Source organism: Campylobacter sp. RM12654 (assembly GCF_020137585.1).
GTDB lineage: Bacteria > Campylobacterota > Campylobacteria > Campylobacterales > Campylobacteraceae > Campylobacter_E.
In genome coordinates this window covers 111215-129003 of record NZ_JACGAR010000002.1, presented here as the reverse complement: position 1 = coordinate 129003, position 17789 = coordinate 111215, and the positions used below count along the sequence as shown (strand labels likewise).

The 17789-nt window shown below is 28.3% G+C and carries 19 protein-coding genes; 3 read left to right on the top strand and 16 right to left on the bottom strand.

Annotated elements, in window-relative coordinates:
* Positions 1-202 precede the first annotated feature (202 nt).
* The 3 genes from AVBRAN12654_RS01395 to AVBRAN12654_RS01385 are packed head-to-tail and all read right to left on the bottom strand — an operon-like array spanning position 203 to position 3401.
* Positions 203-817: an ABC transporter ATP-binding protein gene (locus AVBRAN12654_RS01395; protein WP_336613785.1), complete on the bottom strand. Its 615-nt coding sequence runs from the start codon at positions 815-817 to the stop codon at positions 203-205.
* A complete protein-coding gene (locus AVBRAN12654_RS01390; RefSeq protein ID WP_336613784.1) occupies positions 814-2409 on the bottom strand; it encodes an ABC transporter permease in 1596 nt (531 codons plus the stop codon). Before AVBRAN12654_RS01390 ends, AVBRAN12654_RS01395 begins: the two co-directional genes overlap by 4 nt.
* Positions 2400-3401, bottom strand: coding sequence for a Fe(3+) ABC transporter substrate-binding protein (locus AVBRAN12654_RS01385; RefSeq protein WP_336613783.1), 1002 nt, complete (start codon positions 3399-3401; stop codon positions 2400-2402). The genes AVBRAN12654_RS01390 and AVBRAN12654_RS01385 overlap by 10 nt, the downstream gene beginning before the upstream one ends.
* Before the next feature lie 165 nt (positions 3402-3566).
* On the opposite strand from AVBRAN12654_RS01385, the gene AVBRAN12654_RS01380 reads away from it, so the two are divergent.
* Positions 3567-4292 carry a tetratricopeptide repeat protein gene (locus tag AVBRAN12654_RS01380; RefSeq protein WP_336613782.1) on the top strand — a complete coding sequence of 242 codons (726 nt, stop codon included), beginning with the start codon at positions 3567-3569 and terminating at the stop codon, positions 4290-4292.
* Positions 4293-4315: 23 nt separating this feature from the next.
* Here the strand turns inward: AVBRAN12654_RS01380 and AVBRAN12654_RS01375 are convergent, their stop codons facing one another.
* The 3 genes from AVBRAN12654_RS01375 to AVBRAN12654_RS01365 are packed head-to-tail and all read right to left on the bottom strand — an operon-like array spanning position 4316 to position 7498.
* Positions 4316-6151 (bottom strand): aryl-sulfate sulfotransferase, encoded by a 1836-nt coding sequence (locus tag AVBRAN12654_RS01375; protein WP_214116876.1) that lies wholly within the window; start codon positions 6149-6151, stop codon positions 4316-4318.
* Between the two features lie 28 nt (positions 6152-6179).
* The gene (gene dsbI / locus AVBRAN12654_RS01370; RefSeq protein WP_214119799.1) at positions 6180-6938 is read right to left on the bottom strand and encodes a protein-disulfide oxidoreductase DsbI; all 759 of its coding nucleotides are present in this window, start codon (positions 6936-6938) and stop codon (positions 6180-6182) included.
* An 11-nt stretch (positions 6939-6949) separates the two neighbouring features.
* The gene (locus AVBRAN12654_RS01365; RefSeq protein ID WP_336613786.1) at positions 6950-7498 is read right to left on the bottom strand and encodes a DsbA family protein; all 549 of its coding nucleotides are present in this window, start codon (positions 7496-7498) and stop codon (positions 6950-6952) included.
* A gap of 327 nt (positions 7499-7825) precedes the next feature.
* On the opposite strand from AVBRAN12654_RS01365, the gene AVBRAN12654_RS01360 reads away from it, so the two are divergent.
* The gene (locus AVBRAN12654_RS01360) at positions 7826-8716 is read left to right on the top strand and encodes a DMT family transporter (RefSeq protein ID WP_336609350.1); all 891 of its coding nucleotides are present in this window, start codon (positions 7826-7828) and stop codon (positions 8714-8716) included.
* The gene (locus tag AVBRAN12654_RS01355; RefSeq protein ID WP_214116887.1) at positions 8713-9216 is read left to right on the top strand and encodes a magnesium transporter MgtE N-terminal domain-containing protein; all 504 of its coding nucleotides are present in this window, start codon (positions 8713-8715) and stop codon (positions 9214-9216) included. The genes AVBRAN12654_RS01360 and AVBRAN12654_RS01355 overlap by 4 nt, the downstream gene beginning before the upstream one ends.
* 463 nt (positions 9217-9679) lie before the next feature.
* Here AVBRAN12654_RS01355 and AVBRAN12654_RS01350 read toward each other — a convergent pair whose 3' ends face one another.
* The 10 genes from AVBRAN12654_RS01350 to AVBRAN12654_RS01305 form a co-directional block, all read right to left on the bottom strand.
* A complete protein-coding gene (locus AVBRAN12654_RS01350; protein ID WP_214116889.1) occupies positions 9680-10648 on the bottom strand; it encodes an iron-sulfur cluster assembly scaffold protein in 969 nt (322 codons plus the stop codon).
* Entirely contained in the window at positions 10648-11844 is a 1197-nt protein-coding gene (locus tag AVBRAN12654_RS01345; protein ID WP_214116891.1) for a NifS family cysteine desulfurase, read from the bottom strand. The genes AVBRAN12654_RS01350 and AVBRAN12654_RS01345 overlap by 1 nt, the downstream gene beginning before the upstream one ends.
* 94 nt (positions 11845-11938) lie before the next feature.
* Entirely contained in the window at positions 11939-13183 is a 1245-nt protein-coding gene (locus tag AVBRAN12654_RS01340) for a homoserine dehydrogenase (protein WP_214116893.1), read from the bottom strand.
* Positions 13183-13977 carry a hypothetical protein gene (locus AVBRAN12654_RS01335; RefSeq protein ID WP_214116895.1) on the bottom strand — a complete coding sequence of 265 codons (795 nt, stop codon included), beginning with the start codon at positions 13975-13977 and terminating at the stop codon, positions 13183-13185. The genes AVBRAN12654_RS01340 and AVBRAN12654_RS01335 overlap by 1 nt, the downstream gene beginning before the upstream one ends.
* Positions 13977-15002 (bottom strand): hypothetical protein, encoded by a 1026-nt coding sequence (locus tag AVBRAN12654_RS01330; RefSeq protein ID WP_336609351.1) that lies wholly within the window; start codon positions 15000-15002, stop codon positions 13977-13979. The genes AVBRAN12654_RS01335 and AVBRAN12654_RS01330 overlap by 1 nt, the downstream gene beginning before the upstream one ends.
* On the bottom strand, positions 14995-15681 hold the full coding sequence (locus AVBRAN12654_RS01325; protein WP_336613781.1) for a TrmH family RNA methyltransferase: 687 nt from the start codon (positions 15679-15681) through the stop codon (positions 14995-14997). Before AVBRAN12654_RS01325 ends, AVBRAN12654_RS01330 begins: the two co-directional genes overlap by 8 nt.
* A complete protein-coding gene (gene rsmI, locus AVBRAN12654_RS01320; RefSeq protein WP_214116901.1) occupies positions 15678-16490 on the bottom strand; it encodes a 16S rRNA (cytidine(1402)-2'-O)-methyltransferase in 813 nt (270 codons plus the stop codon). The genes AVBRAN12654_RS01325 and rsmI overlap by 4 nt, the downstream gene beginning before the upstream one ends.
* Positions 16490-16690 carry a 50S ribosomal protein L31 gene (rpmE, locus tag AVBRAN12654_RS01315; protein ID WP_214116903.1) on the bottom strand — a complete coding sequence of 67 codons (201 nt, stop codon included), beginning with the start codon at positions 16688-16690 and terminating at the stop codon, positions 16490-16492. Before rpmE ends, rsmI begins: the two co-directional genes overlap by 1 nt.
* Before the next feature lie 57 nt (positions 16691-16747).
* On the bottom strand, positions 16748-17407 hold the full coding sequence (locus tag AVBRAN12654_RS01310; RefSeq protein ID WP_214116905.1) for a 16S rRNA (uracil(1498)-N(3))-methyltransferase: 660 nt from the start codon (positions 17405-17407) through the stop codon (positions 16748-16750).
* Positions 17391-17780 (bottom strand): hypothetical protein, encoded by a 390-nt coding sequence (locus tag AVBRAN12654_RS01305; RefSeq protein WP_214116907.1) that lies wholly within the window; start codon positions 17778-17780, stop codon positions 17391-17393. The genes AVBRAN12654_RS01310 and AVBRAN12654_RS01305 overlap by 17 nt, the downstream gene beginning before the upstream one ends.
* Positions 17781-17789: the final 9 nt, after the last annotated feature.

Genomic DNA, 17789 nt, shown 5'->3' with positions numbered 1-17789 from the left:
GTTCTTTAAGATGTGGGATTAAAATATCGTTTAAAACGGTTAAAAAGCCCATCATAAAAAATAACGCTGTTAAAATAACAAGCGAAAATGAGTTGTTTTGCGTTCTCATAATAATCCTTTGATTAATTTTAAAAAGCTCATTTTAAAATAATTTTTAACATTTTTAATAACTTTTTGTAAAAAAATTCAAAAAGTGTGTAGTTTATACACATTTTAATGTTAAAACTGAAGATTTTAAAGCATTCACATCAGCTAAATCGTGAGTTACCATAATGCAAGTTAAGTTTAAATTGTTCAAAAAATCCAAAACAAATGTCCTAACACTAGAGCGTAAATTAGCATCTAATGCACAAAAAGGCTCATCTAAAAGCAATAATTTAGGCTTTTGAGCAATACACCTTGCAAGTGCGACGCGTTGTTGCTGACCACCGCTTAAAGTCTTAGGATAAGAATTAAAAAGATTTTTTATATCTAAAGAATTTAAAATATCTAAGGCAATTTGTTTTTTATCTTTATCTTTTATACCAAACATAACATTTTCTAATACATTTAAATGTGGAAATAAAGCATAATCTTGAAATAAAAATCCTATATTTCTTTTATAAGCTGGAATTTTGCTAATATTTTCATTATCTAAAAAGATTTCTCCTTGTTTTAGCTCGTTAAATCCTGCAATTAGCTTTAAAATTGTGCTTTTACCACTGCCACTTTCTCCTAGGATGGCTAATTTTTCTCCTTGTTTTAAACTAAAGCTAAGATTTGTAAAAAGTAGCTTTTCGTATCCAAAACTCACATTTTTAAACTCAAAATAATTCATTTTCTTTCCTTAATCAAATTAAATATAACTAATAATATAAAGCAAGTTAATACAACCACAAGTGCAGGAGCACTAACCATAGCAAGCTGCTCATCACTTGCATATCTATCCATCTCAAACGAAAGGGTTTTAAATTCACTCGTAGCAAGCAAACTTGCTAAAGGCAATTCTTTAATTACTTCAATAAAAATCAATATAAATGAACTAAGCAAACTAGGGATTATCAAAACAAACTCAACCTTAAAAAAACCTTTAAAAGGATTTATCCCCAAGCTATGCCTTGCATTAGTTAGTGAGCTAGGCAGTCTATTAAGCCCTGAATTAATTGAATTAAAACCTAATGATAAAAATCTAACAACATAAGCAAATATCAAAATCACAGGACTTAAAGTTAAAAATAAACTCTTATTAATCCCCAAATAAACATAAAAAGAAGCCAAACTTCTATCTATAAAAATAAACATAACAAGCATACAAACAGCTACAACAGAACCAGGAATGCTATAGCCCATATTTGCTAAAGAGCTTATTATTAATTTTGATTTATTGTTTTTAAAGCGTTGATTTGCCGCTAAAAATAAAGCAATTATCAAAATAATCACACTAGAAGCTACACTTAAAAAAAAGCTATTTTTACTAAGTGCAAATAAATTAGCATAATCAACATCAAAATAACTTCTCTTAAACCATATTAAAATGTGAATAACAGGCAAAATAAAGCTAATAAATAAAATTATAAAAAACAAGCTAAGCACAATTATTTCGGCTTTTTTGCTAAGTTGTGTCCTTGTTAGTGCATATTGTTTTGAGCCTAATTCATAAGGTCTTTGAGTGATTTTTTCAATAAATAAGATAAAAAATACTATTAATAATAAAATCACAGCTAATTTAATAGCAGCATTTAAATCCCCATATCCAATCCAAGCTTTGTAAATACCTGTACTAAATACATGCAGACCATAATAATTCGGCGCTCCATAAGCATTAAGCGTCTCCATAGCACACAAACTTGCACCAGCTACAATAACAGGTCTTGATAAAGGCAAAATGACTTTAAAAAATATCTCAAATTCATTTTTACCTAGACTTCTTGCACTATAAATTAAACTAGAAGCAAATCTAGCTAAAAATCCCCTTGTAAGTATGTAAGTATAAGGAAAAAACGATATTGAAAATACAAAAATAACTCCATAAATATTCATCATATCAAAATGGATTTTAATATTAAATGTATCTCTTAAAAATATATTAAACCAAGAAAAATAAGAGAAAAAATCAGCATAAACATAGGCAAACAAATAGCTAGGAATTGCAAAAGGTAAAACCAAGCAAAACTTAAAAAATTTCCTAAATCTAAACTCATAAAAACTCTCAAAATAAGCTAAAAACACCCCAATAATCGTAGAAAAAATCAGGGTAAATAGCACAATAATTCCTGTATTTTTTAGATATTCTACTAAGTAGCTATCAAATAACACAGCCGTATTTTCTTTAATCGGCTGTGTTATAAAAAATATAATATAAAAAATAGGAATTAATATTATAAATAATATCAAATAAGCTAAAAAATCGCTTAATCTTCTCACTTCCATAAAGCCTTATCAGCTACTACTTGAGCGGTTTCAAGATTTTTTGCTATTTCGTTAAAATCAATTTCACTTGCTTTAAACTCACCCCATGATTTAACTACATCAGCAGGACTTGCTTCGCTATTTACTGGAAATTCGTAATTTGTTTGAGCTAAAATCTCTTGAGCTTCTTTGCTTACTAAAAACTCCATTAAAGCGGTTGCTTCTTTTGCATTTTTAGCATATTTTGTAATACCTGCTCCACTTATATTTATATGCGTTCCACCATCGTTTTGATTTGGGAAGAATATTTTAAGATTTTTGAATACTTCTTGTTCAATCGGGTCTTTTGATACTGACATTCTACCTAGATAATAGCTATTCATAATAGCAATTGCCCCTGTGCCACTTACAATTGCTTTTGCTTGGTCTCTATCATTGCCTTTTGGCTCTCTTGCAAAATTAGCAACTAATTTTTTAGCCCAATCTTGAGTTTGGTTAAGCCCATCTTTTGCTATCATAAATGCTATTAAATGGCGATTATATGAAGCTGTTGATGAACGAGTTAAAACCTTGCCCTTAAACTTCTCATCAGCTAATGCTTCATAAGTGCTAAGGTCTTTTTCGTTAATTTGTTTTGGGTCATACACAAATACTCTAGCTCTATAGGTTACTCCTGCCCAAGTTTTGTCTTTATCACTAAATTTTGCAGGAACTTTTTCATCAACTATTTTTGATGAATAAGGTTGTAATAAGCCTTTTGATTTTGCTTTGTATAAATCCCCAGCTCCAACTGTCATAAACAAATCAGCTTGAGTATCTTTGCCTTCTTGCTCTAGTTTAGTAATAAGTGGGTCAATTTTATCCTGAACTAAATTAACCTTGATGCCTGTTTTTGCTGTAAATGCGTCAAATACGATTTTATCCGAATCATAATGCCTTGAAGTATAGACATTCACCACACCATTTGCCAAAAGCACACTGCTTGCTAGAATTGTTAAAGCTAACTTTTTCAATTTTTCTCCTTAAATAATATTTTAAAGTATTGAAATATTAGCAAGAAATTTATAACAATTATTATTTTTATTTTTAAATAAATTAAAAATTACTATCAATAATACTAAATTGCTGAATAATATTTAATTATAATAAAATAAGATACTTGAAAAAAAGGAGAAAAAATGAAAAAAATATTATTAATCGCATTAATTAGCGTGATTGCTTTTTCGCAAGATTATTATAAAGAAGCTTTAAAATATCACAAATGTTTAGGCGTTGAATGTGATTTAGAAAAAACAAAAGAACTATACATAATCTCTTGTAATGAAAAATCATATAAAGCTTGTAATAATTTAGCAACTATTTATAATGAAGAAAACAATCCAGATAGCTTACAAAAGGCTGAATATTATTATAAATTATCTTGTGAGTATAATAACAATGATGGAATTTCTTGTGGGAATTTAGGTATATTTTATTCTAATACTTTAAAAGATGATATTAAAGCAGAACCATATTTATTTAAAGGTTGTAAAGCAAATATAAAAGACGCTTGTATGCAATTAGCCTTCGTATATATAAATACAAATACTAACTTAGATAGAACCGCTAAAATATTTGAACATTATTGCAAGTTAAATGACCAAAATTCTTGCTTTAATTTAGGGCAATTATATTTATATAATGATAAGATGAAAAACAAAAAATTAGGTTTTGAAAATCATTTAAAAGCTTGTAATATGGATAATGCGATTTCTTGTAAAAATATAGCTATTTTGTATGTAAAACATAATAATTTATTTAAAGCGTTTAAATATTTTAAAAAATCTTGCGGCTTAGGAGAGCAAGAAGATTGCAAAAAAGCCTTAGGTATTGTTATATATTTTATTAAGAATTTAAAGAACTAGAAATAATTCTAGTTCTTTTTTACTTATTTACTAAGTGCTTTGCCTAAATCAAACGGCCACGCTTGATAGCCTGTTGTATCTTTTAATTGGATTTCAACGCTAGGAGTAGTTGAGCCATATTTAAATTCCATAATGTATGGATTTGGCGCTGAAGTGAATGCTCCATTTGCTAAATCAAAATTAGCTCCCGCAGTAGCCGAATACGCAAAAATTGAGTTCTTATCTGCATTATATTGAGCTAGAGAAGTTACAGGGCTATACCATTCATGACCTCTTTGTTTGCCGTATTCCCAAACTTGTTCAACGCTCATTTTTTTCTCATCTATTTTATAAACAACTGCACGAGAGTATTTATCAGTTGGAAACGCAGGTTGTTCCATACCACGACTATCTCCGTTATCAAATACGGTTATATAAGTAACACCTTTTTTACTTAATTCATGAATTCTATAAGCTGTGTGTTGAGTCCAAGTGAAGTCAAATCCACCTTCAGGATTTTCATATCCTGGACATTTACTATATTCATCATCACACTCAATTTTTTTACCTTTATTATCTACAGGTTGTAATAAGTATTTTTTAAACTCATCTTTCCAACCTTTGTGAGCACCTAAAATCCACTTGATTTTTTTATCACGACCAATTTTTACAACCGCATTTTGATGGCGAGATGAAATGATAATACTATCATCACTTGGGTCATAACTAACGCTATTTACATGAGCCCAGTTGCGACCTGCTCCAGTTCCAACAATATCTCCAAACTTATCACTACTATCAAGTTTTGCTAATTCTTCAGCACTTAAAGTTTGACCTGCTTTATTTGCATCAATATTTAAACATACTGCACCTTGGTCAAGAACTTTTAATGCTATATCTCTATATGGGTCAAGTATTTCGTATAATCTCCAATCATCAACCACATTACCATCTCTATCAATTTCTACGATAACATCTCTTACCGTTCTTACATTTTTACCATCAGGGCGAAGTGTATTTGCACTAGCAACTCTTAAAAAATAATTTCCATTAGCTGCAACATCAAGTTGGTGTGAATAATCAATATAGTTTGCAGGTAAGCGACGATTGAAAATCTCTCTTCCCATTATGTCGTATTTTGCATATCTTTGACCATATCCCCAAACTAAAGCACCATCAGTATCTTGTTTAAAGCCCATCATAACACCAGCCATAGTTGAGCTATCAAGGTCATAAATTGGAGTAGCTAACATATACCATCTAACTTCTCCTGTTGTATCAATGATAAAGTTTTGCGGATAATAATTCCATTCTAATGCCCCACCTGTTGGGTTATTCCATACTACTTTAGTTCCTGCTCCACTTTTTTCTTCAATATTATTTACAAAATAAAGTCTATCTTTAAATTCTGGGTCAATTTTATTTACTTTAGCTTCACTAAATAATGCAGCTTTTTGGAATTTAATTCCACTAGCTTCTACATAAATAGCACTAGCATACATTTCATAAACTTCGTTTTCTACTCTTTCTTTTTTGCCATTTGCTTCTTTTGTATAGCTAACCTTAACCGTATTGTAATAATTAGGATATAGTCCAAAAACTGGAATTCCACCGTGAGTTAATAAAAATTTATTAGCAACATTATATTTTAAAGGAACTCCGTTTTCCTTAGGAACAATTTCAACGCTAACATCGCTTAATTTATAACCACCATTTTTAATAACTGCAGTAAGTGGAGCGATTTTATAAGGGTTCATTACTAATTCACCGATTTTGCCTTGTTTGTGATAATCAGTCTTAGCACCACTAGCACCACCTATAGCATAAGCACTTGTTGAAAGAATTGCAGCTGCTGCAAATAAACTCAATACCTTTTTCATTTTAATCTCCTTTAAAAAATTAATATATTCAAATTCCAGCTGCCATTGAAGCAATTTTTGCTGCTTTAATAGCATTTCCACTAAAAAATAAAATCAAAGTAACAGCTATTACAATAATAGCACCAATCTTTGCACATTTGCAAGGTTTTGATATAAAGCCTATAAACATTGCTAAAAGTGCAACAAAACAACATACAAAGCATAATAAACATGCAATTGCCATATTCATAAAATGCAAACTAGGTATTAAATACCAACCTTGCGAATAAAATCCATCTTCAAAATCGCCCGCTTCAGTTCCTACAAAAAATTGTTGAAAAGAACTTAAAGTAGCATAAGCATCTTCAGGCACGATAGGATTATCAAGACCACATTCTCCAGTAGGTAAAAACCAACCTGGTGCTAATTCGTGTAAAGGCAATGCAAAAGGATATATTGGAATTTCTCTACAACCTTGCACTCCACCAAAAGCATTTGCATTATGCACTGCTTCGTGAATTTCATTTAAAGTTATACAAAATCCAAAACCTATTAAACAACCATAAAAACCTAAAGTATATCCAATAATTCTAGTTAGTTGATGTGGATAAATAGCTGCTATTATGCCACCTATTGCCATTACTATCATTGCATATCTAATATATACGCATTGTTCGCAAGGCTGCATATATAAATAATCTTGAAAGAAATAATGTGCTACACAAGTAAGACCTAGTGTAACAACAACCATTAATATCCATAAAAGCCTACCTTCTTGTAGGCTTGTTAATTTATTAAGAAGCTTCATAGCAAAACTCCTTACATACTAAGTAATTCTTTAATAACCTCAACTAAAGCTTCAGGCGAGCCAATTTTTGAAATATTTACTTCATATTTTCCATTAACTACAAAACCTGGAGTTCCGAAATTTTTTGAAATAGGGTCAGCGATTTCATAAGAAGCAATGATTTCTTGAGCCTTAGGAGTAGCTAAAAACTCATCTAATTTTGCTTTATCAATTCCTAAAGCTTTTAGACCTGTTTCATAAAATTTATCTGGCTCAGCACCATTTCCCCATCTTTGATTTTTCTTAAAATAAGCTGAAAAATAAGCATCACTTACTTTATGGTGTAAGCTATGTGCGTCAGCAACTTTTCTTCCTGCTTTTTCATCTTCATTTTGTGCATAAGCTAAAACTTCAGCAGCTTGCTTGCCATAATCTCCCATAGTTTTTACTAATAAATATCCAACTTTTACATCAGGGAATGCAGCTTGGATTTTTTCCATAGTTTTTGCTTTATGATGTGAATAGCAATGTGTGCATCTATAAGACCATACTTCATAAACTGAATTTTGAGCATTTGGGATAGGAGTGCTTAATGTAATGTATTCATTACCTTCGCTTAAAGCAAATAAATTACCCCCCCATTAGCATAGTAGCTAAAACCAATGAACTTGAAACTTTTTTTAAGACTTTCATCTTAATCTCCTTAAATTAAAATTATATTTTTATTTTAATTATTTAATTTTAAAATAAACTGAAAAATTATTTTAAATTCTAATAATTATTATTATAAAATCCATACTATTTATTTAATTTATAATCACTTTAAGTATTTAATAAAATAAATTAATTAATCTAAAAAATTAAGCAAATAAAATAGCATTTAAACTATAATTGCTTAAAGGATTAATATGAGTAGAAATTATGGGGTAATTTTAGTTTTTTTAGGTGGAATTTGCTGGGGATTTAGTGGTGTTTGTGGAGAATTTATATTCTTAAAAAAAGGCTTAAATGCTGATTTTCTAGTGCCATTAAGATTATTATTTGCTGGAATATTAATGCTTTTATTTTGTTTAGTAAGAAAAATCAAAATTAATTTTTTAATTTTTAAAAACACAAAACACCTATTTACATTATTAATATTTTCATTTTTCGGCATTTTTATGTGTCAATATACATACTTTTACGGAATTGAATTAAGCAATGCTGCAATTGCTACCGTAATTCAATATACAGCCCCTGTTTTTATAGTGCTAATCGTATGTTTTGAACAAAAAAGATTTCCTAACATATATGAAATTCTAGCTTTAATTTGTGTATTATGTGGAGCTTTTTTGCTATCAACTAATGGTGATTTTAATAAATTTGTAATATCTACTAAGGCTTTAATTATATGCTTTTTATCATCAATTGGAGCAGTTTGTTATGCAATTATTCCTAGAAAAATTAATATGATTTATTCTCCTTTGCCTAATTTAGGTTTTGCTATGCTTATTGCAGGAATTGCTTTTTGTCTATATCAAAAGATTTGGGAATTTGAAGTGCAAATTGATTTAGAATTAATACTTGCTATGTTAGGAGTAATTGTAGTTGGAACTACTATGGCTTTTGGTTTTTTTATGGTTGGTTTGCAAGAAATAGGAGCAAGTAAAGCTAGTCTAATATCATCAAACGAACCATTGGCTGCTGCAATTATTGGATATTTATGGTTAGGGACAAGCTTATTAATCGTTCAAATAATTGGATTTGCTTTAATTATGATTGGTATTTTAATAACAATGTTAAAAAAGGAAAAATCTTGAAAAAATTATTAATTCTTATGAGTTTAATCTCTTTTACTTACGCACAAGATTGTAGCGCTTATTTTGCTAGCCAACAAATACAAATGGATAGAAAGATAGAAGAATTAGACGAAGCAAAACAAGCATTAGAAAGCTATAAGGCTGCTTTTTTAGCTATTCAAAAAGAAAAAGAAGAAAAAAACTTAGCAATGTTAGAAGAGATAAAAAAAGAACAAGATAAATTAGATGAAATTAGAAACAATAATGCAAAAATTTTAGCCGAAATTAGACAATTAAAAAATGAAATTACAGAAAATAAAATAAATAAAGTATCAAATGCCTATGCTAAGATGAAAGATGCGGCGGCGGCGGCTATTTTAGAAACAATGGATGAAAAAGAAGTTATAAAAATATTTTTAAGTCTTGAAGCTAAAAAAATATCATCAATACTAGCAAAAATGACCCCAGCAAAAGCAGGAGAATTAACAAGATTATTAAGTGAAAATAAATTACAAAATTAATTTATTTTCTTATAAATTCGGTTTATCTAATATTTTTTGTTTAATAATTAAATATGATATTAGATTTAGCATATAGGTTTTAATTAAGATTATTTTTAAAAATTAATTTAAAACTTCGTTGTATTAGAGTTATAAAAAGTTTTTATAAAATATTTTTTTAAGTTTATTTAGTTAAAACCTTAAATTACTTTCAATGCTAATTTAATTTCGTGCGTTTTATGAAGTTTTATAAAAATTATATGTGTTATTTATATATTAGTTTTTATACTTTTAAAAGTTATTTAAAGTCCCATACATAAAGCTTTAATCTATTTTATAATCAAGTAAATTTTTAAAAAATTGCTACTTATATGCAATATATCTACTTCTTAAAATATTTGATTTTAAATTCTTTAGCAATATTATGAATGATATGTAATAAGAAAAATTAAAATAGGAAATAAAAATATTTCCTATTTTGTAATCACACTGGAATTACTCTAATGTTTGGACTAAGATTTTCTTGAAGAATATTTTCAATAGCATATAATGTCCCAGTGCTTCCACTAGAACAGCCACTACATGCGCCTAGATATCTAATGTATAAATCGCACATTCCATCGCTACTTTTTTGAATATCAATTACTTCTAAATCTCCACCATCCATATGTAGCATTGGGCGAATTTCAGTATCTAATAATTCTTCAACTGCTTTAATTTGTTTTACAACGGTTAAATCATCAAAATTATCGCTTAAATTAGCTTTTTTCAAGCGTTCTTTATCCATTTCAGCTCTAGTTTCAGCCAATATATCAACCAAATAATACTCTCTTTTTTCATGGCCACCAGGTCTTACACAAGATTTGCAAAAGCCACCTGCTTTAGTATATTGAGTAATTTGCTCAACTGATTTTAAATCATTTAATTTTATTACTTCTTTAATAGTTTTTAGGCTTACTCTAGCACATTCACAAACTATAATCTCATCTTCAAAATCTTCAGGATTAATACCTTTATATTGAGCTGCTGCAGCTTTTATAACATCATACGCCATTACACTGCAGTGCATTTTTTGAGGTGGAACTGCAGGAGTATCAGGGTTATCACGCATTGCAAATTCCACATCTATATTTGTAATTTTTACAGCTTCATCAACACTTTTGCCTATACAAAGTCCTGCCATTGTATCACTACTAGCAATTGCAGTCCCACAGCCAAAGCTTTTAAATTTTGCGTCCTTAATAATATTAGTAGCTTCATCTACTAACCAATAAAGCCTAACAGCATCGCCACAACTTTCAGCTCCAAAATCTGCAACTATTAATCTTGTATTAGTAGCTTTTGCGTCTTCTTCTGTAAGCTCACCCATATGAATTGGATTATTCATTAAATCTTGAACTTTTTGTGAATATTCATCCCAAATTGAACCACTTATTAAATTATTTTTTGCCATTATTTATCCTTTTTAAGCCAGCTTGGAGAATAAGCGTAAGTGCTAGAAATTGCTCTTAAACGCTTAGCTGCTGCTTTAATTTGTTCTGCTGCGTAATCAATTTCACTTTCTGTATTAAAACGACTAAGGCTTAATCTTAAAGCCGTATGAGCTAAATCAGCTTCAGCTCCTATTGCTTCCATAATAGGATTACTCTCAAGAGTTTCAGAAGCACAAGCACTTCCTGTACTTGCTGCAATTCCAGCCTTATTTAAATCCCATAGCATCGCTTCACCTTCAACACCCTTAATACTTGCTAAAATAGTATTAGGAACTCTATTTGCCCTACTTCCTACTACACTAACATCAGGAATTGTTAAAATCTCATCTTCTAATTTATCTCTTAATCTTCTTATATGAGAGTTTTCGTAATCAAGCATTAAATTAGCAAGTCTTAACGCTTCTGCCATTCCAACTATTCCAGCTACATTTAATGTCCCACTTCTACGACCACCCATATGCTCTCCGCCGTGAAGTAATGAAGTAAGTTTTAAACCTTGTTTTATATAAAGACCACCAACACCTTTTGGCCCGTGGAATTTGTGTGCTGAAAATGACGCAAAATCAACTCCTGCACTTCTAAAATCAACTTTTATTTTACCAACCGCTTGGGTTGCGTCAGTGTGAAATAAAGCTCCGTGCTCGTGTGCAACTTGAGCTAATTCTTTAATAGGGAAAATCATTCCTGTTTCATTATTTGCCCACATAACATTCACAAGTGCTGTTTTATCGCTTATCATTGCTTTTAAATCATCAACATTGCAAGTTCCTTCGCTATTTACAGGTAAAGTTTTAACCTTAACACCTAATCTAGCTTCTAAAAAAGCACAGGCTGCACCAACTGCTGGGTGTTCAACTCCACTTATAATGATTTCGTTTTTATCTTTATTTAAAATCTCATCAAAATAAATTCCTTTTAAAACCCAGTTTATGCTTTCAGTAGCACAAGATGTAATAATCACATCATCTAAATCACTCGCTCCTAATCCGCTATATAATTTATTTAAAGCATCATTTAATGCTTTATGAGTAGCTTGACCATAGCGATGAAGTGAATTTGGATTACCATATATATTTTCTAAATACGGCTTCATTAATTCAAAAACGCTTGGGTCTATCATAGTAGTAGCGTTATTGTCTAAATAAATTTCTTTCATAACCTTTCCTTTTCCTAAAGCTTTTTTATCCCTTTTTTAAAATGGGATAAAAATTATCTTTTATAAATAATATTCCAAATTATTAAATGAATTACTATTCTTCTATTCTTATTAAATTAATTTCATCTTTTACAAATTCTTGAACTTGTAATTCTTGCAATAATTTATTGATTTTTGCTTCATTTGCAAGATGAGTTGTAATAAAAATCGTTCTTGATTGATTTTTTGATGGGCGTTGCATTAGACTATCTATGCTAATTTCATTATTGCTCATTAAACTTGTAATTTTATTTAAAACACCTATCTTATCATCTACACTTAATCTTAAATAATATTTAGAAGTTATATCGCAAGTTGATACTAAAGATACCACTGGTAATTCATTATATCCTAGCATTTTACGAGTTTTATTATCAGCTATTTGCATTAAATCGCTTAAAACAGCACTAGCAGTCTCAAGACTTCCTGCACCTGCTCCATAATACAAACTCTCCCCTAAAGCATTATCGTTAAGTAAAATAGCATTCATAGAATTATTTACACTAGCTAAGATATGATTTTTATCTATTAATGTTGGATGAACTCTAATTTCTACCTTATCATTATTTTGTTTTGCAATTGCTAAAAGTTTAATTCCAAATTCAAATTCTTTAGCAAAATAAAAATCATCATTGCTAATCTTATCAATTCCTTGAACCAAAATATCTTCAGGTTTTATATTAACTCCATAAGCAAGACTTGCTAAAATGGTTAGTTTATGTGCTGCGTCCATTCCGTTAATATCTAATGTAGGATCAGCTTCTGCATAGCCTAATTCTTGAGCTTGTTTTAAGGCTATTTCATAACTTAAGCCTTCATTTTGCATTTTTGTAAGAATGTAATTTGAAGTGCCATTTAATATACCTTTAATACAATTAAATTTATTAGCACTTAAACCTTCTTTGATAATTTTAATAATAGGCACACCGCCAGCAACACTTGCTTCATAGCCAAAATATTGATTAGGCTTTAGCATATTTTCAATATCATAACGATAATAAGCAAGTAAAGCTTTATTAGCTGTTATTACATGTTTTCCTTTTTCAAGAGCTTTTTTAATGCACTCATAAGCAAATGTAGTCCCACCCATTAATTCACAAACTACATCACAATCGCTATTTAAAATATCTTCAAAATTACTTGTTTGAGTATAAGGACAATTTGCCTTATGCTCTCTTGTATAAACTAAAGAAATTTCTAATTTTTTGCCTAGTCTTTTTTGAATTAATTCAGAATTTGTTTTGATTAATTTTGCTACACCACTAGCAACCGTTCCATACCCTAATAAAGCTATTTTCATTACATTCCCTTTATATTTAATCCTAATCTAATATTTTCTAGCGTAAAAGCATCTCCTACTATCATATAAGCACACATTTTAGGAACTGCTACATTTAATTCTTTAAAATTATTTTCACTTTTATAAGTTGAAATAAGATTTAAATTCTTATCCAAAAATTCAATCTTTGGATACCAAATATTATTTAAATTTCTATCAATTACGAGCTTAGAAATATTATTAACTTTTATAAAATACGCATCAAGTGGTTTAGTAAGCTCTAATAAATCGCCTTTATTTAATTCAAAATCAGCTTGTATATTTGCTCTGCTAAAATCAAGTTCATAACTAAATTCATTCTGATTTCTTCTAGCATCTATTATATATACCCCTGTCTTTTTTAAAGCTTCGTATAAAGCACCTGGGTCTATACTAAATTTTGAATTAATCGTAAAAGCAACACTAATTTCATCATTATTTTTTACATATTCACTAACTAAATAATAATTAATTCCTATTTGCTCATAAGCTTTTGTAATAGCCTTTAAAAATATCCCTGCTTTTGCCTTTGCGCTAAATTTAATTTGCATATTTGTAGCGTTTGAATAAGCATAAGTTAATAAAGAATTCATTTTTAAAACTTGAGTAATTGCTTTAATATTTGGCATATTTCCTTGCATATAAGACCCACTAGGAAACAATAATCTAAGCTTTGCATCTTTGCTATCATCATTTACTAATTTTGAAGCTATTTCATAAGAAGAAGTAGCATAAGAAAAACTAGCTAATACAAATAAACATATTAATTTTTTCATTATTTTGCCTTATCTAATTTTGTATATTCTTTTTGACTTAAAAAAGTAACTTTTCCATCTTTAAATAAAATATATCTAGCATCATTTGTGCTAGGTAATTCTATCTTAGAACCATCTAACTCAAGAGTGAATAAGTTATTACCAACAAAAATTAAAGAGTCTTGAGTAAAACTAGCACTTTTTACTATCATATAATTTTTAGTTTCTTTTGTTTTTAAATTCTTAACACTAACCCAAACCTTAGAATTTGGACTTAATAATAATTTATTATCTTTTTTAATCTCTACTTTAGGCTCTATAATCTCTGCTTTTTCTTCTTTAATTTCATTAGATTTTACTTCTTGAACTTTAACTTCTTGAGTTTTAATCTCTTGTGGTTTTATTTCAGGAATAAGCTCTACTTGTGCTGGAATTTGAATTGTTTCTTCTTTTGTATTGATTTTACTCTCTTCTAAATTTTCAGGCTTTTTATCTTCTTTTACTTCTTCAGGCTTTTTCTCTACTAAAGGAGTAGCTGGTTTTATTTCTTCTTTTACTTCTTTAATAGGTTCTATTTGAGTTTTGGTTTGTGTAGAATTTTCTTGCTGATTTACTTGCAATTCTTCTATTGGTTTTTCTTGAGTTGTGGTATTTTCTACTACTTCTTGAGAATTTTCATCATAATAATTAAAATAATAAAAAACCCCAGCTATTACAATAATAGTAGCTAAACTAAGATATATAAAATAAGCTAAATTACTATTTGATTCCTTATCAGAGTTATAACCCATTACTTTAGGTTTTACTTTTAAAGAATTTTTTTTGTCCTTAAAATGATTGTTTTTATATTCATTATATTCATTTAACCATTCGCTAAAATCAATATTATATTCACGCTCTAAAATCTTTATATTCATTGCAATATTAACACTACTTAAATTCTCATAATCTTTATTAATTATTGCTTTAATTCTAGCTTCATCTAAGTGAGTTTTTAAAGCTATTTCTTTAACAGAAAAACTTTTTAAATAATCTACTTCATTCATTTATCATCCTATCGCCTAAAATAGCAAAAGCATTACTAACATTTAGGCTATCAAAATTATTTTTCATAGTAATTTTTACTTCTTCATTACAAGATTTAATAATCTTAGAACTAAGTCCATTACCTTCGCTACCCATAACTAAAACCGATTTTGTAGCATATTTTATTTTATTATGCTCTTTAGCATTTTCTGAATTATTTGCAGCATAAAAGCTAAAACCAACTTGCTTAAATTCATTAACCAAGCTTAAAATATCCTTAGTAAATGCTAATTTTAATTCAAGTAAAGCACCAGCACTAGAACGCATAACTGCTTCTATATTAATATTATTTCCTGAATGAATAATCCCATCAAACCCTAAAGCATAAGCACTTCTAGCAATTGAACCTATATTTCCAACATCGCTTAATTCGTGCAATAAAACAATTTTTTCAAATTTTTTAAACTCATTTACATTTGCTAATTCGTATTCGCTAACTTTTGCTAAATAGCCTTGATGATTTCCACCCTTTGCCATTGCTTGAGCTTTAATAAAATCTAACTTATGGATTTTTTTGCCTAATTTTGTAATTTGTCTAAAGCTATCTTTATCTAAATCTTTTGCTAAATATATTTCTTCTATTTTTTCAGGATGTTTTGTAATATAGTGCATTAGCACTTGTTTGCCGTAAATTATCATTTTTCACTCTTTAATAAATTTTCATAATTTTGTTTTGGGCTAAGCCCATTTAATTTACTCAATAATTTCGCTTTATCTTTTAAACTTATATTAAGATTTAAAATATCTTGAGAATTTATATTAGAATTTGAAATAGAATTTTCATTATTTATAACCACTACCCATTCACCTTTTAAATTCTCATTTTTTAAAATATTTGCTAGATTTTTAGCAGTATCTTTATAGGTTTTTTCATACATTTTTGATATTTCTTTAATTAAAAATAATTCTTTATCTTCATCAATTTTTGCAATATCTAATACTAAATCCAAAATCCTTGTAGGAGCTTCATATATAATAGTTGGATAGCTTTGGTTTAGAGCATTTTCTATTTGAGCTTGACGATTTTTTTTGATATTTAAAAATCCTAAAAATATAAATTCCTTATCAGAAAACCCACTTGCAACAAGTGCAGTAATAGCAGCATTTGCACCAGGCAAAACACTATATTTTATATCATTTTCTTGAGCATATTTTACTAGTGAAATTCCAGGATCACTTATGCAAGGCATACCTGCATCACTCAAATAAGCTATATTTTTAGAAAAATCAATTTTAGAAAAATCAAAATCTTTTTCATTGTGTGAATGTAGTGATATGAAATTATTTATATTAAATTCTATATTATATTTACTACTTAATAAATTAAGTAAAGCCTTACAAACTCGCACATCTTCACAAAAAATTAACTCGCAAACTTGTAAGACTTCTAAAGCACGATATGAAATATCGCCTAGATTTCCTATTGGTGTAGGAACGAAATAAAGCATTATTGCATTGAATATTTTTTCTTAAACTTCTCAACTCTACCTGCAGCATCTACAATTTTTTCACTTCCTGTGAAAAATGGATGACAACTTGAGCATATATCTACTCTTAATTCTTCTTTATTTGATTTAGTTACAAAAGTATTTCCACAAGCACAAGTTACAGTGCATTTTTTATAATCTGGATGAATGTCTTTTTTCATAATATTTTCCTTTTTGGCATAAATAAAGCTGTGATTGTATCTTAAATTACATTAAATCTACATTAAAATTTTTGAACTTATGCTTATAATAGCCGTTTTTGCTTTTAAAATATTTGTAATTTTTAAACCTTGAGTTTTAAATAAATTCCTTTCTTTTTCACTAAAACCACCTTCAGGGCCAATTACATATAAACAATCTTTATTAAACTCGCATAAATCATTTTTATTAAAATCAATTAAAACAAAATCATTATAAAGTTTTTTAAGTTCGGCTAAATTATTTAAAATTGTGATTTTTAAAATATCAGCCCTAGCACATTGTGAGCTTGAATTATGCAAAATCTTTTCAAGTTTAGCTAGTTTTTTATCATCAAATTTATAAGATTTTTGAGAAAAATCTGTATAAACTAAAAATAATTCTTCTAATCCTAATTCATTTAAATAAGGTGCAATTTCAAAAATACTATCAATTTCTATCATAGCAAGTGCAATTTTTACACCACTTTTATTTGCTTTAAATTCACATTGTTCTAGCATTTTTAAAATGATTTTATTTCTTTGCATAAATATTATTTCATATTTGTATAAAAACCCATCTAATCTACTTATATTTACTATATTTCCTATTTGTTCTCGCCTAGCTTTAAAATGAGATACTAATTCACTATCTAAAACAATTTCTTCACTACCTGCTAAATCATTAAAATAATAAAACATTGTTAAATCCTGCAATTAAAATAGCAAATAATTTTATAAGCTCTAAAAATAAACTTAATTTTTTAAATTTTAAATATTCTTTGCTTTTTCTATATTTTTTAAATTTAATAAATTGAAATATAGAAATTCCTAAAATTAAAATAACAGCAAATAGCATTAAAAATCTAAAATCATTAAAGCCCTTCATAGCTTCAATAATAATGCCTGTAAAAAAAACACAAACAATTATCGTATAATAAGCAGGCAAAAGCACTCTAATTCTAAAAATATATTTATGAATGTCCTTTAAATATTGTGAAAAAACAAAATATAAAAGTTCTAAAATTATTAAAATATATACAAAAAACAAATGCACACTTATAAAATCACTCATTAAAAACTC

Coding starts and splice junctions, on each gene's coding strand:
- rsmI (WP_214116901.1), bottom strand. CDS start 16,490: ATGCTTTATTTCGTTCCTACACCAATAGGAAATCTAGGCGATATTTCA.
- AVBRAN12654_RS01360 (WP_336609350.1), top strand. CDS start 7,826: ATGAGTAGAAATTATGGGGTAATTTTAGTTTTTTTAGGTGGAATTTGC.
- AVBRAN12654_RS01305 (WP_214116907.1), bottom strand. CDS start 17,780: ATGAGTGATTTTATAAGTGTGCATTTGTTTTTTGTATATATTTTAATA.
- AVBRAN12654_RS01350 (WP_214116889.1), bottom strand. CDS start 10,648: ATGGCAAAAAATAATTTAATAAGTGGTTCAATTTGGGATGAATATTCA.
- AVBRAN12654_RS01325 (WP_336613781.1), bottom strand. CDS start 15,681: ATGATAATTTACGGCAAACAAGTGCTAATGCACTATATTACAAAACAT.
- AVBRAN12654_RS01340 (WP_214116893.1), bottom strand. CDS start 13,183: ATGAAAATAGCTTTATTAGGGTATGGAACGGTTGCTAGTGGTGTAGCA.
- AVBRAN12654_RS01380 (WP_336613782.1), top strand. CDS start 3,567: ATGAAAAAAATATTATTAATCGCATTAATTAGCGTGATTGCTTTTTCG.
- AVBRAN12654_RS01330 (WP_336609351.1), bottom strand. CDS start 15,002: ATGAATGAAGTAGATTATTTAAAAAGTTTTTCTGTTAAAGAAATAGCT.
- dsbI (WP_214119799.1), bottom strand. CDS start 6,938: ATGAAGCTTCTTAATAAATTAACAAGCCTACAAGAAGGTAGGCTTTTA.
- AVBRAN12654_RS01345 (WP_214116891.1), bottom strand. CDS start 11,844: ATGAAAGAAATTTATTTAGACAATAACGCTACTACTATGATAGACCCA.
- AVBRAN12654_RS01310 (WP_214116905.1), bottom strand. CDS start 17,407: ATGTTTTATTATTTTAATGATTTAGCAGGTAGTGAAGAAATTGTTTTA.
- AVBRAN12654_RS01335 (WP_214116895.1), bottom strand. CDS start 13,977: ATGAAAAAATTAATATGTTTATTTGTATTAGCTAGTTTTTCTTATGCT.
- AVBRAN12654_RS01390 (WP_336613784.1), bottom strand. CDS start 2,409: ATGGAAGTGAGAAGATTAAGCGATTTTTTAGCTTATTTGATATTATTT.
- rpmE (WP_214116903.1), bottom strand. CDS start 16,690: ATGAAAAAAGACATTCATCCAGATTATAAAAAATGCACTGTAACTTGT.
- AVBRAN12654_RS01375 (WP_214116876.1), bottom strand. CDS start 6,151: ATGAAAAAGGTATTGAGTTTATTTGCAGCAGCTGCAATTCTTTCAACA.
- AVBRAN12654_RS01395 (WP_336613785.1), bottom strand. CDS start 817: ATGAATTATTTTGAGTTTAAAAATGTGAGTTTTGGATACGAAAAGCTA.